This is a genomic window from Elstera litoralis (genome assembly GCF_000963705.1).
Classification (GTDB): domain Bacteria; phylum Pseudomonadota; class Alphaproteobacteria; order Elsterales; family Elsteraceae; genus Elstera; species Elstera litoralis.
This window is the reverse complement of the sequence record NZ_LAJY01000063.1, coordinates 1-15776: the sequence shown is the minus strand read 5'-3', so window position 1 is coordinate 15776 and position 15776 is coordinate 1. Positions and strand designations below refer to the sequence as shown.

18 protein-coding genes are annotated in these 15776 nt (G+C 62.3%); 12 read left to right on the top strand and 6 right to left on the bottom strand.

Features of this window, described 5'->3' with window-relative positions; all coding sequences use genetic code 11:
• The 6 genes from VZ95_RS03470 to VZ95_RS27910 all read left to right on the top strand — a co-directional run.
• Positions 1 to 384 (top strand): ABC transporter substrate-binding protein (locus tag VZ95_RS03470; protein ID WP_045774641.1); only part of this gene is annotated, 384 nt, incomplete at its 5' end.
• Positions 385 to 450: 66 nt separating this feature from the next.
• On the top strand, positions 451 to 1320 hold the full coding sequence (locus VZ95_RS03465; protein WP_045774640.1) for a branched-chain amino acid ABC transporter permease: 870 nt from the start codon (positions 451 to 453) through the stop codon (positions 1318 to 1320).
• Positions 1317 to 2327 (top strand): branched-chain amino acid ABC transporter permease, encoded by a 1011-nt coding sequence (locus tag VZ95_RS03460; protein WP_052711446.1) that lies wholly within the window; start codon positions 1317 to 1319, stop codon positions 2325 to 2327. The genes VZ95_RS03465 and VZ95_RS03460 overlap by 4 nt, the downstream gene beginning before the upstream one ends.
• The gene (locus VZ95_RS03455) at positions 2324 to 3082 is read left to right on the top strand and encodes an ABC transporter ATP-binding protein (RefSeq protein ID WP_045774639.1); all 759 of its coding nucleotides are present in this window, start codon (positions 2324 to 2326) and stop codon (positions 3080 to 3082) included. Before VZ95_RS03460 ends, VZ95_RS03455 begins: the two co-directional genes overlap by 4 nt.
• On the top strand, positions 3069 to 3392 hold the full coding sequence (locus VZ95_RS27915) for an ATP-binding cassette domain-containing protein (RefSeq protein ID WP_269747051.1): 324 nt from the start codon (positions 3069 to 3071) through the stop codon (positions 3390 to 3392). Before VZ95_RS03455 ends, VZ95_RS27915 begins: the two co-directional genes overlap by 14 nt.
• A 19-nt stretch (positions 3393 to 3411) precedes the next feature.
• Entirely contained in the window at positions 3412 to 3789 is a 378-nt protein-coding gene (locus VZ95_RS27910; protein ID WP_269747050.1) for an ATP-binding cassette domain-containing protein, read from the top strand.
• On the opposite strand, the gene VZ95_RS03445 is transcribed toward VZ95_RS27910, so the two are convergent.
• The 6 genes from VZ95_RS03445 to VZ95_RS03420 all read right to left on the bottom strand — a co-directional run bounded on the left by VZ95_RS03445 (position 3786) and on the right by VZ95_RS03420 (position 10194).
• The gene (locus tag VZ95_RS03445) at positions 3786 to 4223 is read right to left on the bottom strand and encodes a MarR family winged helix-turn-helix transcriptional regulator (protein ID WP_052711445.1); all 438 of its coding nucleotides are present in this window, start codon (positions 4221 to 4223) and stop codon (positions 3786 to 3788) included. The genes VZ95_RS27910 and VZ95_RS03445 overlap by 4 nt on opposite strands.
• 131 nt (positions 4224 to 4354) lie before the next feature.
• Entirely contained in the window at positions 4355 to 5842 is a 1488-nt protein-coding gene (locus VZ95_RS03440) for an AMP-binding protein (RefSeq protein ID WP_045774637.1), read from the bottom strand.
• Positions 5843 to 5845: 3 nt separating this feature from the next.
• Complete coding sequence (locus tag VZ95_RS03435; RefSeq protein ID WP_045774636.1) at positions 5846 to 6667, bottom strand: p-hydroxycinnamoyl CoA hydratase/lyase; 822 nt, start codon at positions 6665 to 6667, stop codon at positions 5846 to 5848.
• A gap of 32 nt (positions 6668 to 6699) precedes the next feature.
• Positions 6700 to 8166: an aldehyde dehydrogenase gene (locus tag VZ95_RS03430; protein WP_045774635.1), complete on the bottom strand. Its 1467-nt coding sequence runs from the start codon at positions 8164 to 8166 to the stop codon at positions 6700 to 6702.
• A gap of 183 nt (positions 8167 to 8349) precedes the next feature.
• Positions 8350 to 9186: a class II glutamine amidotransferase gene (locus VZ95_RS03425; protein ID WP_045774634.1), complete on the bottom strand. Its 837-nt coding sequence runs from the start codon at positions 9184 to 9186 to the stop codon at positions 8350 to 8352.
• 180 nt (positions 9187 to 9366) lie between these two features.
• Positions 9367 to 10194: a hypothetical protein gene (locus VZ95_RS03420; RefSeq protein ID WP_045774633.1), complete on the bottom strand. Its 828-nt coding sequence runs from the start codon at positions 10192 to 10194 to the stop codon at positions 9367 to 9369.
• A gap of 199 nt (positions 10195 to 10393) precedes the next feature.
• Here VZ95_RS03420 and VZ95_RS03415 point away from each other — a divergent pair, with 199 nt between their 5' ends.
• The 6 genes from VZ95_RS03415 to VZ95_RS03390 form a co-directional block, all read left to right on the top strand.
• Positions 10394 to 10690 (top strand): hypothetical protein, encoded by a 297-nt coding sequence (locus VZ95_RS03415; RefSeq protein WP_045774632.1) that lies wholly within the window; start codon positions 10394 to 10396, stop codon positions 10688 to 10690.
• A gap of 70 nt (positions 10691 to 10760) precedes the next feature.
• On the top strand, positions 10761 to 12098 hold the full coding sequence (locus VZ95_RS03410) for a PQQ-dependent sugar dehydrogenase (RefSeq protein ID WP_045774631.1): 1338 nt from the start codon (positions 10761 to 10763) through the stop codon (positions 12096 to 12098).
• A gap of 111 nt (positions 12099 to 12209) precedes the next feature.
• Entirely contained in the window at positions 12210 to 13055 is an 846-nt protein-coding gene (gene dapF, locus VZ95_RS03405; protein WP_045774630.1) for a diaminopimelate epimerase, read from the top strand.
• A complete protein-coding gene (gene mtaB, locus VZ95_RS03400) occupies positions 13052 to 14296 on the top strand; it encodes a tRNA (N(6)-L-threonylcarbamoyladenosine(37)-C(2))-methylthiotransferase MtaB (RefSeq protein WP_045774629.1) in 1245 nt (414 codons plus the stop codon). The genes dapF and mtaB overlap by 4 nt, the downstream gene beginning before the upstream one ends.
• Positions 14293 to 15429: a signal recognition particle-docking protein FtsY gene (gene ftsY / locus VZ95_RS03395; protein ID WP_084627549.1), complete on the top strand. Its 1137-nt coding sequence runs from the start codon at positions 14293 to 14295 to the stop codon at positions 15427 to 15429. Before mtaB ends, ftsY begins: the two co-directional genes overlap by 4 nt.
• The coding region (locus VZ95_RS03390) for a hypothetical protein (RefSeq protein WP_045774628.1) at positions 15426 to 15776 on the top strand (351 nt) is incomplete at its 3' end. The genes ftsY and VZ95_RS03390, both read left to right, overlap by 4 nt.

The following is a 15776-nucleotide window of genomic DNA, read 5'->3' as shown; positions in this document are numbered from 1 at the left end:
GCCCTTGGGCTTCAAACGGCCTTCCACTATAGCCAAGCCAATCCTTCGGCGCTCAATCAGCAGTTTCTCGCCAAGCATCGGGAACTTTTCGGCAGTTCCGATAAGGTCACTTTCTTCTCAGTCGGCGCTTACGATGGCGTTCATGCCATTTACAAGATGATCGAAGCGGCGGGGGGAAAAGATGGTCTTAAGGCCGTCAATGCCATTAAGGGCCTGTCGTGGGAAAGCCCCCGCGGCCCCGTGACCATCGATCCGGTCTCGCGCCACGTAACCCAAAATGTGTATTTGCGCGTGACGGAAAAGAAAGACGGAAAACTGCAAAACACACAGTTTGAAACTCTGCCCAATCAGCCCGATTGGGGCTATCCCGGCGTTTTGAAATAGCTGTAAAAACAGGGCCGAGGCTTGCGCGTGGCCCACAGGCCGCGCGTGCCTCCAGGGAGAAGCGTAATGGAAACAATCTTAGGGATCGCCGTCGACGGCGTTGCCTACGGCACGATCCTCTTTATCATTTCAGTTGGTCTGTCGGTGATGCTGGGGTTGATGCGCGTGGTGAATCTGGCGCATGGGGCCTTTGCCATGATCGCGGGCTATGTCGCTTCCTATGGAATGCAAAGCCTCGGGTTGCCCTATGGCGTTGCCCTGCTCGGCGCAATCCTGCTGACGGTGATTGTGACCTTGCCGTTAGAGCGGCTGCTCTATCGCCGCATCTACGGCGGCAATAACGAGTTGCAGCAGGTGCTTCTCACCATCGGCCTGACCTTCGTTATTATTGCGCTTGTGAACTATGGTTTCGGGCCGACCGTGAAGCGCGTTCCGCTGCCCGAAATTTTGAGCGGCTCGGTTTCCCTGGGCTCCAAGACGATTCCAATCCACCGCGCGTTTGTGATCGGCGTCGGGGCCGTCACCATCCTGGGGCTATGGGCATTGCTGGAGCGCACCAATTTCGGCATCCGGCTGCGGGCGGCGGTGGATAATCCGGCAATGGCCGAAGCGTTAGGCATTCGGACCGAGCGGCTCTATACGGCGGTTTTTGCCCTTTCGACCGCGCTTGCCGCGCTAGGGGGCGTGCTGGGGGCAGAATTGCTCCCGCTCGATCCCTATTACGCCATTCGTTACATTGTGCTGTTTTTAGCGGTTGTTGCCGTTGGCGGCGCGGGCAGTATTCTCGGCTCCGTGGTTGCGGCGCTGGCTTTGGGCATTCTTGATACCGCCGGGCGCTACCTTGTGCCGAACTTCGGGGAATTCTTTTTCTCGGCGGCCCTCATCCTCATTCTATTCCGCTGGCCGAACGGCTTCTTCCATAGGAGGGCCGCATGAGAGGCGATTTGATGGGTTTACCCGCTTTGCTCGAAAATCGCCGTGCCCATTGGGGCCGCCTGTTCGCTGAACCTGCCGTGCTGCCGTTGATGCTGGGCGCGGGCATTCTCGCCTATTTCCTTTTCCCCGAGGATTTGGGGCTTCTGACCCGTATCGCCACAATGGCGCTGTATATTCTCTCGCTCGATCTCGTCCTGGGCTATGCCGGCGTGGCGACGCTGGGCCACGCCGCCTTGTTTGGCGCGGGGGCCTATGCGGCGGGGATTATAGCGGTACATTTTGTTCAGGATCCGCTGCTGCTGCTGCTGATCGGCACGCTTGCGGGAGGGCTGGTTGCGCTGGTGACCGGCGCGCTGATTCTGCACGCCCACGGGCTGACGCTGCTGATGCTGACGATTGCCGTCGCCCAACTTCTACAATCGCTGGCGAATAAATGGCGGGAGTTGACGGGGGGGAGCGACGGGCTATCGGGCATCGATCCCAGCCCCGTCTTCGGTCTGTTTCGTTTTGATATGTATGGTCGCACCTCCTATCTCTTCGCGCTGGCCGTGTTGATTGTCGCCTATGGGATTGCGCGCCGCATCGTGCGCTCGCCCTTCGGGCTTGCCTGCCGGGGCGTGAAGGAGGACCCGCTGCGGATTGCGGCGCTCGGCGGCAACCCGCGCCGGTATTTAGTGGTTATGTACGGCGTCGGCGGCGCTTTCGCTGGCTTGGCGGGGGCGTTGACGACGGTGACCACGGGAATCGTTGGGCTCGATAGCCTCGGGTTTACCCTATCTGCTGAAGCGGTGGTGATGCTGGTGCTGGGCGGGACGGGCCGTCTTTATGGCGCGGTTATTGGAACGGTGGCGTTTATGACCATCCATCATATTCTTGCTGCGACCGACCCCTTCCACTGGATGCTGTTCATCGGCCTTTTCCTGATTGGCATTGTTCTATTCGCGCCGGGCGGCATTACCGCGCTCAGCGAGAAACTCCTCAAGCGTATCTCCGGGAGGGCGCTATGAGCGCGCTGTTGCAGGTTGCGGGCCTGACTAAGAACTTCGGCGGGCTGGCGGTTTCGGCGGATATCAACATCAGCCTGCAATCGGGCGAACGCTGCGCGCTGATCGGGCCGAATGGCGCGGGCAAAACCACCTTCGTTAATCTCGTGACGGGCGTGCTGCGGCCTTCCGCCGGGACGATTCATCTCGACGGGCAGGATGTCACCAAACTGCCGCCCCAGGCCCGCGTACAGCGCGGATTGATCCGCTCGTTCCAGATCGCGCGCCTGTTTCCCAGCCTCACCGTGCGCGAGCATGTGCATCTGGCGCTGCTGCAACGGGGCAAGCAGACCTTCCGCCTGTTCGGCAGTTTGCGGCCCGACGCGGCGACGGCGGCTGAGATAGAGGATTTGCTGGAGGTGATGGGGCTAACCGCTGTCGCCGAAACCCCCATCTCGGCCCTGGCCTATGGGCTGCAACGGCTGCTGGAAATCGCCCTGGCGCTGGCCTTAAAGCCAAAAGTGCTGATTCTGGACGAGCCGGCGGCGGGCGTCCCCCATTCCGAATCGCACCGTATTCTGGATGCCCTGGATCGGCTTCCCGCCGATCTCGCGGTTTTGATGATCGATCACGATATGGACCTGGTGTTCCGCTTCGCCCAACGCATCATCGTTCTGGCGCAAGGCCAAGTGCTGTGCAGCGGCTCGGCGGCGGAGATTTCCGCCGACCCAAAAGTTCGCGAAGTTTATTTGGGGAGTAGAGCCCGTGACCGCAGCTAAAGGGCATTTGGAGGCCAGCGGCCTCACGGCAGGCTATGGGCAGACCCAGATTATCGATGGGGTGAGCCTCTCGGCCCCGGCGGGCAGCCGAATTGCGCTCCTGGGGCGCAATGGCGTCGGCAAAACCACAACCCTCGCGACCCTCGTCGGGCAAACCCGGCGGCATGCGGGCACGCTCACCTTAGACGGAATCGATTTAACCGCCTTATCAGCCTCGCGACGGGCCGAGCTGGGATTGGGGTATGTGCCGCAGACCCGCGATATTTTCCGCTCGCTCTCGGTTGAGGAAAAATCTCGTCACCGGCCTTAAGGGGCGGCCCCGCGCGGATTTGGAGGAGGCCTATGCCCTGTTCCCGCGCCTCAAGGAGCGGCGGTTGAATGGCGGTGGCGCGCTGTCGGGCGGCGAACAACAGATGCTCTCCGTGGCGCGGGCGCTGCTGGGGCGGCCTTCGGTGCTGTTGCTCGATGAGCCGTTGGAGGGGCTCGCCCCCGTGATTTGCGATCAACTGATGCAGGTGCTGACGACGCTGAAAATGACCATTATCCTCGTCGAACAGCAGATTGACCGCGCCTTGGAATTTGCCGAACAGGTGATTTTTCTGGAGCGCGGGCGGGTTATGCACCAGGGCTCGGTCGCCGATGTCAGCGCCGATCCTGCGCTCATGGAGCGGTTCTTGGGCGTCGATCTCATTCAGAGCGTGGCCTAGATTTCGGTCTCGTCGGCTGAATCGGCCCCAACCCGGCGCAGACGAACCAGGAGGTCGCGTAGCAAATCGGCCTCGGCGCTACTCATAATCGCCGCGAATTTTTGTTCGTGGGCGATGATGCGCGGCTTCAGGTCGGCGAGCATGGTCTGGCCCGCGTGGGTGAGGTAGAGAGCGTGGGAGCGGCGGTCGGTCGGGGAGGGGCGGCGCTCGGCAAGCCCTTGCGCCTCCAACCCATCGAGCAGGGCGACGAAATTCGTACGCTTAATCGAAATCGCCTTGGCGATGATATTTTGTGTACACCCCGGATTGGCGTCGATCAGCGTTAGAATGGTGAATTGCACCGGCCCTAAATCGACCCCAGCAAGGCTTTGGGCGAAATCACGCGCAATCACCAAATAGGCGCGGCGCAAATTATAACCAATCAGACCATCCATAAAGGATGTGTCTAAGTCCGACTCAAGGCGTTTCGACATAAAAAGCGGCCATTGCGGTTATTGCTGGGCGGTAGCATTACCCGGAGATCGCCTAAAGCGCCATGCGCTCGATTGCCTCGGAAGGTTTTCGGCTACTCTTCCAACAAGTGCCGTTTGATTTCGGCCTTAATCAGTTTTCCCGCGCCGTTCCGGGGTAGCGCAGGCACGAAGCGAATGGTTTTGGGCAGCTTATAGCGGGCAATCCGGGTTTCCAGGAAGGCCAGCAGCGCTTCCTCCGAGAGAGTGCAACCGGCTTTCAGAACAACGGACAAATGCCCAACTTCGCCCCACCGCGCGTCGGGCAGGCCGACCGCGGCGCATTCGGCAATCTCGGGATGGGCGATGGCGGCGGCTTCGATTTCAGCCGGGAAAATATTCTCGCCGCCCGAAATGAACATATCCTTCTTACGATCAACGAGCCAATGAAAGCCTTCCGCATCGGCCCGCGCAAGATCGCCGGTGCGAAACCAACCTTCGGGCGTAAAAGCTTTTGCGGTTTCCTCGGGGCGCTGCCAATAACCGGCGGTGATGGTCTCGCCTTTCAGCAGCAATTCCCCTACCTGTCCAGGGGCACAGGTTTCGCCATCCTCCGTCACGAGGCGCGTCAGAACTCCCGGCATTGCGATGCCGGCTGAACCGGCGCGACCGGCGATGATCTGCGGGTCCAGGGGCATACCGAAGACGGTACCCGCCTCGCTCATACCGAAACCATCGACGATGGGAATGCCGACATTGAGCCAAGCTTGAATGGCCGGGGCCGGATGGGGCGCGCCGCCGGTGAAAATCGCCGTAAGATGGCGCAGGCGGTCGGGATCAAACCCTGCCTCGGCCCGCAGCAGTGCCGCCATCTGCGGAACACAGAAGTAATGGCTTATCCTCAAGGCCGGATCGGAGAGGCGGGCCAGCGTTCGGGCTGGAATGAAGCCGTCGGAAATCAGCAACCCGCCCCCGCGCAAGAGGGCCGGGCGCAGGCTGGTTATCAGCCCGATCACATGAAACATCGGCGCATCGCAGAGGAACCGGCTGTGATGGGTGACTTCCCCCAAGACGGAGAAATTCACTGCCGTCTGTTCGATGTTCTTTTCGGATAGAAGCACGCCTTTCGGGCGGCCCGAGGTGCCGGAGGTGTAGAGAATCAGCGATGGCTGCGTGCGGTCGAACGCCGCTTCCGGGCGCGGCGGGAGGGCGTCCGCCTCAGCAGCCAGCGTGGCGAGCGGAAGGCTAGCCGGTGCGCTCCCTAAACTTGCCAGCAACCCATCCCCAACCAAGAGGGCCGGGCGGCAATCTTCGAGCAGATTGGTAATTTCGGCGGTCGATAAGCGCCAATTGAGCGGCACATAGAGCGCCCCCAAGCGCGCACAGGCGTGGTGAAGAATGAGCAGTCCCGCGTCATTCTTGGCAAGCGCCGCCACCCGCTCCCCCGGCCCAATGCCGCGCGCCGCAAGGGCCGCGACCCATTGACCGACGGCCCGATTGAGCGCGCCATAGGTCCAGCTTTGCGCGCGGGTGAGATCTTCCACCGCAAGCGCTTGGGGCCGCAGACGTGCGTGCAGCCCAATCGCATCGACCGCCCCGACCATCGATCAGGACTTTTGCTGGGAGAGGTCGTAAGCCCCAAGGCCGGGCTTATAGGTTTTCGCATCGATGAACTGGCGAATGCCTTCCTTGCGGCCTTCATTATCGTAGGAATTGGCGGCTTCCTGCGCGCGGACCAAATAATCTTCGGCATTATCGTAGGTCATTTCGCCCACCCGGCGCACGGCGTCTTTCGTTGCCTTCAGCGCCACAGGGTTCTTGGCGATGAGAAGATTGGCGACGGCGGTGACGCGGTCCTTGAGGTCGGCGAGCGGTACGGCCTCATTCACCAACTTCCAGGCGGCGGCCTTTTTACCGTCGATCATTTCGCCGGTGAGCGCGTGGTACATGGCGTCGCGCATCGTCAGTAAATCGACCACGACTTTCGTGGCCCCGCCGCCGGGCAGAATACCCCAGTTGATTTCGGACAGGCCGAACTGCGCTTCTTCCGCAGCAAAGGCCAAATCGCAGGCGAAGAGCGGGCCGTACCCGCCGCCGAAGCACCAGCCGTTGACCATCGCAATCGTCGGCTTCTGATACCAGCGCAGGCGGCGCCACCACCCATAGGCGTCGCGCTGAGCGGCGCGGGTGGCGGCGATGCCCTTGGCTTCGGTCTCGCGGAAATATTCCTTAAGATCCATCCCAGCGGACCAGGACGTGCCTTCGCCGGACAGCACGAGCACGCGCACATCGTCGCGATACTCAAGCTCATCCAGCACTTCCATCATCCGGCGGTTTAGCGCCGGGTTCATGCAGTTCCGCTTCTCCGGGCGGTTGAACCGCACCCAAGCGATATTATTTTCAACGTCAAAGGCAACCGGGCTGGTCATCGCGTGCCGCTTTCTGAAGAGAGGGTATAAGGTTAGATCGGGTAATGGCCGGGCAGGGTTTCGACCGTGATCCAGCGCAGTTCTGTGAACGCATCGATCCCGGCTTTACCGCCAAACCGGCCATAACCGCTGGCCTTGACGCCGCCGAAGGGCATTTGCGCTTCATCATGAACAGTGGGGCCGTTGATGTGGCACATGCCCGAGTGAATGCGTTTGGCGACTTTCAGCCCGCGCGCAATATTGCGGGTGAAGACGGCGGCGGTCAGCCCGTACTCGGTATCATTGGCGACGCGGATCGCCTCGTCCTCGCCCGTCACCCGAACAATCGTCGTGACCGGGCCGAAGCTTTCGTCGGCGTAAATCCGCATGTCGGGGGTCACGCCATCGAGCACCGCTGCCGATAGCAGCGTTCCGGCGGCGGGGGCGGCCAGATGCAGCGTTGCGCCCTTGGCGGTGGCATCGTCGATCAAGCCTTGAATGCCGGATACCGCCACAGGATCGATGATCGAGCCGAGGGGGCTAGCGCCGACGCGCGGATCGCCCGCCACGAGCGTTTTCGCCTTTTCCACGAATTTAGCGACGAACGCATCGGCAATGCTGGCATCGACGATAATGCGTTCGGTGGACATGCAAATCTGGCCCTGGTTGAAGAAGGCCCCGAAAGCGGCGGCTTTCACGGCTTCGTCCAAATCGGCATCGTCCAGCACCAGCAGCGGGGCCTTACCGCCCAATTCCAGCAGAACCGGCTTCAGGTGCGCGGCAGCGCGGGCGGCGATAACTTTGCCGACGCGGGTGGAGCCGGTGAAATTGATCCGGCGCACGGCGGGGTGATCGATCAGCGCGCCGACGATCGCGGCGGCATCCTCCGGCGCATTGCTGATGACATTCAGCACCCCCGGCGGCAGCCCCGCATCGGCAAAAGCCTGGCCGATCAAACTATGGGTGAGCGGGCAGAGTTCCGAGGCTTTCAAAATCGCCGTGTTCCCGCAGGCGAGCGCCGTGGCAACCGCCCGGACGCCGAGAATGACCGGCGCGTTCCACGGGGCCATACCCAAGATCACCCCGAGCGGCTGGCGCACGGCCAGGGCCATGCAGCCCGGCTTATCGCTCGGGATCACCTCGCCGCTGATTTGCGTGGTCAGCGACGCGGCTTCGCGGATCATATTCGCGGCGAGGGTGACATTGAACATCGCCCAGCCCTTTGTTGCGCCGGTTTCGGTCGCCATTGCGGCAACGAAAGCCTCCGCCCGCCCGACAAGGGCTTCGGCGGCTTTCAGCAACAGCCCACGCCGGGCGCTTGGCCCCATCTCCGACCAAGCGGGAAAGGCGGCTTCGGCGGCAGCAACGGCGGTTGCGACATCGGCAAGGCTGGCGGCAGCCGCCCGGCTGGCGATTTCCCCCGTGAGCGGATTACGGCGCTCGAACTCTGCCCCCGTACTGGCGGGGACGTGCTGGCCATTGATGAAAAGCGGAACGCTGACCGGAATAGGGCTGCTCATCGTGTCGTCTCTCCCAAAGCCGAGGCGCTCATTGGTTGGGCCTCGTTCATCGATATATGTTATGATATATAACTATTATAACGAATCAATGGTTCTTTTGGGCACAGGCGTGCAACCGCCCCCGCCGAGACGGGATCGGTTCTGCGATTTTAGAGAGAGGAATGGTCGGGGAGAGCGGCGGCGCTAGGCCACAGCGCTAATCTTTGCACGCCCAATCACCGGCTCCAGCGCAACCCGATGGGCGGAGGCGGTGAGGAAATAGCCTTCGGGCACTTCGTTCCAGCAGGCATCGTCGCGGTCCAAGGGTTCCGACAGAATCAGCACCGCGCCCGTGCCGCAGGGGAAATGGCAGGCGCCGTTCTCGACCTGCACTTCTTGGCCTTGGGCGTAGAACAGCGAGGGCGCGCTATTGTCCGACGAATAGCGGATGGCGTGCAGGGTTTGCCCGTCAGTGGCGCAGGCGGTGAAGCGCAGTGGCTCGGTGACGCCATTGGCCTGCATCGCGTTTTCGATATCGGCAATCGTCTGGCGGTAGGCGCGGGCCGGATCGGTCAGCAACCCATTGCCGAGCAGCAGCAGGAAGATGATTTCGCTGTCGGTGGTGCCAATGCGGTCGTTGTAGAGGTGCGGGGCGATGCGGAATTCGAGATCGCGCCGCAGCTTATCATAGCCGCCGATGCGGCCATTGTGCATGAACAACCAATTGCCGTGGCGGAACGGGTGGCAGTTCTGCCGCGTCGTCGGCGTGCCGGTGGAGGCGCGGACATGGGCGAAAAACAGCCGCGCTTCGATTTGCTCGGCCAGGCTGCGCAGATTATCGTCGTTCCAGGCCGGGCGAATGTCGCGGTAGAGGCCGGGTTTTTCCTGCGTGCCGTACCACCCCACGCCGAACCCGTCGCCGTTCGTCGCCACACTGCCGCGCTGGCAGGCGAGCGACTGGTTGATGAGCGAGTTTTGCGCTTCAAACAGCAGCGAATGAAGGCGCAGGGGGGATCCTGTATAGGCAAGCCAACGGCACATGATCGGTCCCGATTCCGAACCGCGCGCCTCGCTCCAGGGGGAGAAGGCTCACAACGGCCCATCTGACATTTCAGTAACACAATCGTAGCAAAGAGCTTTCACGCTGTCGAGGCGTTGATTCTAAAATTTCTGTTATCGATTCGTCGCTTACCCGCCGGGCTTGCCGTAACGCGTGAGCGATTAGGGCGCTTTCGGTATTTCCGAAACCTGTCGATGGGCCGCGTCGTCCGGATCCTCTTCCGCCTCATGGGCGAAGAGATCGTCTTCCTCATCCTCACTGGCGTCAGACGCGTCGAGCGCCACCGCCTCGCTTTCCTCGCCGGGTTCATGCACCAGATTCCAGTCGCCGCCGCCCCAGGCCGCCAGCCGGGCGCGGACGGCCGCTGGGCGCGGCAAATCATGGCGCTCTAACTGCTGATCGGGAAAGCGCAATGTGCCGTAAAACAAGCCTTCAAGCGCGGGAATCCGCTCGGGCCGCCGCAGCCGGTTGAAAATCACGCCGTCCGGAATGCGCCCCACGGTGGTTTCCCCGGCCCAATAGGCGCGGGTGACGTAAGTATCCACCGCCTCGCTATCATAGCCCGCCAGAATTTCGGTCCAGAGCGAATCATGCAGCGAGACCGCGAAAAGCCCACGCGTTTCGGCCAGTTTCAGCACATGCCCGCTTAAGGCATCCCGGTGCATATCGTGGTAGAGCCACGCGTCTTCCAGCCGGTCGAACACCAGCGCGGCGCGCGCACGGGCAGGATAGGCGGCCAGATGGGTGGCGCGATAATTCTCCAGCACGATTTCCGCCCGGTGAATCCGCCGCTGCGCCGGTTGCTCTACCCCGCTCGGCGTTGGTGCGGGGGCACCCGCGACGGTCAACACCACGGAACTTGGATCATCCTGCCCATCCGCCGTTTCGATCCGGCCGAACAGGCTCACCTGCTTGCGCACAGTCGGCAAACGCGGATCGAGCCACAGATAAAACCGGCGGCGGCGGTTGGAGAGCGTCAGATTGACCATTCGGCCTTCCCCAAGGAGAGACGGGATCTGCGAGCAGATGTACCGCAAGCCGCCGTGCCGCGATACCGCAAGATCGGGCAGGCCGGTTTCCGGCGCCCCCCTTGGCTTCTGCGAAAAGCGCTGGGGAACGCAACCCGCCCTGGTGCGTTGTTAGTCCGAGTCAGTGCGATGGTGACGAACCCGAAGGAGACTATTCAAAATGGATCATGCAACGCATACGCGGCTTGTCGATAGCGAGCTGAATGAAGCGACCCTGATGGATGCCACGGTCTATGGGCCGGGCGACGAAAAGATCGGCACCGTTTCTCATGTACACGGGATGGGGCCGGGCACCCAAGTGATCGTCGATGTCGGCGGCTTTCTTGGCTTGGGCGCGAAACCCGTCGCGCTGACGGCAACCCAACTCACCTTCATGCGCGATGAAGACGGCGACGTGCACGCAACAACGGCCTGGACGAAAGACCAGATCAAGGCGCTGCCCGAGCATCATCACTGATCTTTGACGCGTTAAATGCTATTGTGCCAGCGACACCCGTCGCTGGCCCCTTCTGATTCGAGGGTCGGCAATGTCAAAAATCCTGTTTGCGGTTGTCGCCGCTGCCGCTGCCTTGGGATCGGCTGTCCTGGTCCTGAGTTCCTGCGAGCAAGCGACGGTCAGTTCCGCCGCCGGATATGGTCCGACGCCTACCCTGCCAGCCCCAAACCCCGGCCTGTTCCCGACCGTCCATATTGCGCCTGCGGTCGGCTGGCCCAAGGGGGTTACGCCGACTGCGGTCGATGGGATGAAAGTCACGGAATTTGCTGAGGGATTCGATCATCCGCGCTGGCTGCATGTTCTGCCGAATGGCGACGTTTTGGTCGCCGAAAGCAATGCACCCGCTAAGCCCGATGCGGGGTTCAGTCTGAAAGGCTGGGTGATGGGGTTGGTCATGGCGCGGGCCGGCGCAGGCGTGCCCAGCGCCGACCGCATCACCTTGCTGCGCGATGCAGATGGCGACGGCGTCGCTGAAACGCGCACACTCTTCCTGGAAAACCTGCATTCGCCGTTTGGCATGGCCCTGATCGGCGCAACGCTTTACGTGGCCAATACCGATGCCATCGTTGCCTTCCCCTATGAGACGGGGGCAACCCGCATCACCGCACCGGCGAAAACCATCGTTGCTTTGCCCGCAGGGCCAATCAACCACCATTGGACTAAGGATATTATCGCCAGCCCGGACGGAACGCGCCTGTTTGCAACAATTGGCTCCAACAGCAATGTGGGCGACAATGGCATGGCCGCCGAGGAAAACCGGGCGGCGGTGCTCGAAATCACCCTGGCTACCCAGAAAGTTCGCCTTTTCGCGTCGGGCCTGCGCAATCCCAACGGCCTCGCGTGGCAGCCCGAGACGGGCGCGCTGTGGGTGGCGGTCAACGAGCGCGACGAAATCGGCAGCGATCTGGTGCCCGACTATATGACCTCGGTCCGGGACGGGGGATTTTACGGCTGGCCCTATAGCTACTACGGCCAACATGTCGACGCGCGGCCCCAGCCTGCGCGCCCCGATTTGGTGGTAAGCGCCATTGTGCCGGATTATGCCTTGGGGGCGCATACCGGCTCGCTTGGCCTGACCTTCAACACCGGCGCGCTGTTTCCCGCTTCGTATAAGAACGGTGCTTTTATCGGTCAGCACGGGTCGTGGAACCGCGAACCGCCCTCGGGGTACAAGGTCATCTTTGTTCCTTTCGCGGGCGGCAAACCCTCGGGCGATCCACAAGATATTCTGACAGGGTTCGTCAACGCCAAGGATCAGGCGATGGGACGGCCCGTGGGCGTGGCGATTGACCGGCGCGGCGCGCTTCTGGTCGCCGACGATGTGGGTAACAAAGTGTGGCGTGTGGTGCCGGATGGCACGGGACGATAATTTGTGCCGGACCCGCAGTATCGCGCTCAATCTCTCAGGGTCGCGCTTTTTGCAGGGCCGCGCGCTTGAGCGGTCATTGATTCCCCCGGCCATTCCGATTAGGGGTTGTGCATGGGACTGCCGTTTTTAAAAATGCACGGCCTGGGGAATGATTTCGTCATTCTCGAAGGCCGCCGAGCACCGCTGGAACTACCCCGCGATTGGATTCGCGCGGTCGGGGATCGGCGCACGGGCGTGGGCTTCGATCAGTTGATCGTGATGGAGCCGCCCAGCGACGGGCGCGCCGACCTGTTTATGCGCATTTTCAATCCCGATGGGTCGGAATCGGGGGCCTGCGGTAATGCCACCCGCTGCATCGCCCATATCGCTATGCAGGCCGAAGGGCGCGGCGCGGTCGTGATCGAAACCCTCGCCGGGCTGCTTCCGGCGCAGCGGGTCGATACCGATGTCGTCACGGTCGATATGGGGCCGGCGCGGCTGGCGTGGGACGCCATCCCGCTCGCACGCGCCGTCGATACACTGCACGTGCCGATGACCCTGGGGCCGCTCAGCGATGGCGTCGCCACCAATATGGGCAATCCGCACATTACCTTCTTCGTACCCGACGCCGAGGCGGTCGATCTCGCCACTTGGGGGCCGCAGGCCGAGCATCACCCGCTGGTGCCGGAACGGGCGAATATCGGCCTCGTGTCGGTGTTGGCGCGCGATCATATCCGCTTTCGGGTTTGGGAACGCGGCGCGGGCATTACGCGCGCCTGCGGGTCGGGGGCCTGTGCCGCCGCCGTTGCCGCGATCCGGCGTGGGCTGACCGACCGGCGCCTAGTGGTCAGCATGGACGGCGGCGATCTCACGCTGGAATGGCGCGCGGACGATGGCCATGTGCTGATGACCGGCCCCATCGCCACCAGCTTTTTCGGCGAGTTCGTGGGCGATCTTGCCCTGGAGCGCTTCGTGTGACCGGACCGCAACTCGTTACCTTCGGCTGCCGCCTCAATACCTATGAGTCGGAAGTGATGCGCGACCTTGCCACCAAAGCGGGCGAGGGGAATGCGATCATCTTCAATACCTGCGCCGTCACCTCGGAAGCCGAGCGCCAAGCGCGCCAAGCCATCCGCAAGGCCCGGCGCGATAATCCCGATGCCCGCATCATCGTTACCGGCTGCGCCGCCCAGGTGAGCACGGCCAAATTCGCCGAGATGCCGGAAATCGACCGGATCATCGGCAATGATCTGAAGCTGAAGCCCGAAGCCTGGGGCGTCGATCCCGCCGAGGCGCGGGTTTCGGTAAACGATATTATGGAAGTGCGCGAAACCGCCCAACACCTCATCGAAGGCTTTGATGGGCGCGCGCGGGCCTTTGTGCAGGTCCAGCAGGGCTGCGATCACCGCTGCACCTTTTGCATTATTCCCTACGGGCGCGGTAATTCGCGCTCGGTGCCCGCTGGGGAAGTCGTGGCGCAGGTGCGCCGCCTCGTCGAAAACGGCTATGCGGAAGTGGTGCTGACCGGCGTCGATGTCACCTCCTACGGCCATGATCTGCCCGGCACCCCGACGTTGGGCATGCTGGTGCGCCGCGTGTTGAAGCTGGTGCCGGAGTTACCGCGCCTACGCCTCTCCTCCCTCGATCCGGTCGAGATTGACGAAGATCTCTGGGCCGCACTGGCCGAGGAAGAGCGCCTGATGCCGCATTTGCATCTGTCCGTTCAGGCTGGGGCCGATCTGATCCTAAAGCGCATGAAGCGCCGCCACCTGCGCGCCGATGCCATTGCGGTGGCGGAAAAAGCCCTACGCCTGCGCCCGGATACGGTTTTCGGGGCCGATCTGATCGCCGGGTTCCCGACCGAGACTGACGACCATTTTCAAGATTCTCTGCGGATCGTTGCGGAAGCACATCTAACTTACCTCCACGTCTTCCCCTACTCACCGCGCCCCGGTACCCCCGCTGCGAAAATGCCGCAGCTTTCGGGGCCGGTCATCAAAGCCCGCGCTGCTGAGCTGCGGGCGGTGGGGGAGGCGGCCTTGAGCCGCTATCTCGATAGCCAAGCGGGCCGGGTGGAAGAAATTCTGCTGGAAGACGTGAACTTGGGGCGCACGCGCCATTTCGTGCCGGTCATTGGCGTCTCTGGCACCCCCGGCGCACGGGTGCACGCCCGCCTGCTGGCGCGCGAGGGCGAACAGATGCGCGGAGAAGCGGCATGACCGAGGAAAAAGTCAGTTGGCTGAAGCGCCTCACGCGCGGCCTGTCCAAATCCTCCGCCAAGCTCACCGAGGGCATCTCGGCGATCTTCACTAAGCGCAAGCTGGATGATGAGGTGCTGGAGGAGCTGGAGGAGCTGCTGATTGCCGCCGATTTGGGCGTAAAAACCTCCGGCGATCTCATCAAGCACCTGCGCAAAACCCGCTTCGGCAAAGACGTGAGCGACCGGGAAGTGCGCGAAGTTTTCGCCGAAGAAATCGCGCGGATTCTGGAGCCAGTGGCGAAACCGCTCGTTATCGATGCCAGCCGCGCCCCCCATGTGGTGCTGGTGGTCGGCGTCAATGGCTCGGGCAAGACCACGACCATCGGCAAGCTCGCGCAATTCTACCGCGAGCAGGGCTTAAAGGTCATGCTGGCGGCGGGCGATACTTTTCGCGCCGCTGCCGTCGAGCAGTTGAAGATTTGGGGCGAGCGGACAGGCTGCCCGGTCATCTTCCGTCCCGAAGGGGCCGATGCTGCCGCCCTCGCCTATGATGCCATCGCCGAAGCCCGCGCTGCGGGGGCCGATCTGCTGCTGATCGATACCGCTGGCCGCCTGCACAATAAGGCGCAGCTCATGGACGAACTCGCCAAAGTGCTGCGCGTGATGCGTAAAATCGAGCCGAGTGCGCCGCACGATACGCTGCTGGTGCTCGATGCCACTGTCGGCCAGAATGCCCATAGTCAGGTAGAGGTCTTCCGCAATCTCGTGCAGGTCAGCGGCCTCGTGCTCACCAAACTCGACGGCACCGCCAAGGGCGGCGTGCTGGTGGCGCTGGCGGAGAAATTCGGCCTGCCCGTCCACGCCATCGGCATTGGTGAAAAAGCCGACGATCTGCGCCCCTTCGACGCTGAAAAATTCGCGCAGTCGCTGCTGGGGATCGAGGCGACTGAAGAGCTTAAGGCGGACGCAGCAATAAAGGAAGCGCCATGCGGGAAGCGGATTGGCAACGGGTTCGGCGGTTCCTCAAAGTCGTTGCCGCTGGCGCAACGGTTGGCGCGATTTTTGGGGCCATCATCAGCCAGGGGTATCAACCGTCGCTCGTCGCGGCCCTGTTCATCGGCCCGTTCATTGGCATTGTCCACGGCGGCTTGATCGCCACGGGCATCGGCGGGATGGAGATATTTTTCGCCCGCACCCCCTGGGGGCTTCGCCTGCGTCGCGCCTCCTTTGTGGTGACGCTGCTGGTCAAGGCACCGCTCTACGGTGGGCTGGTTCTTGCCCTCGAATACAGCAAGCTGGGTGAGCGCGTCGCCCATTTTTTCGGCTTCATCCGCGTCGTCGATCCGCGCGACATTTATGAGCCGCTGACGATGCTGTCGATTTTTTTTCTCGTTCTTCTTCGTCGTTCTGTTCATCGAAGTTATGCAGATCAATCAGATCATGGGGCGCGGCACGCTCGGGCGCTTCGTGATGGGTTATTACCACCGCCCCGCCTGGAA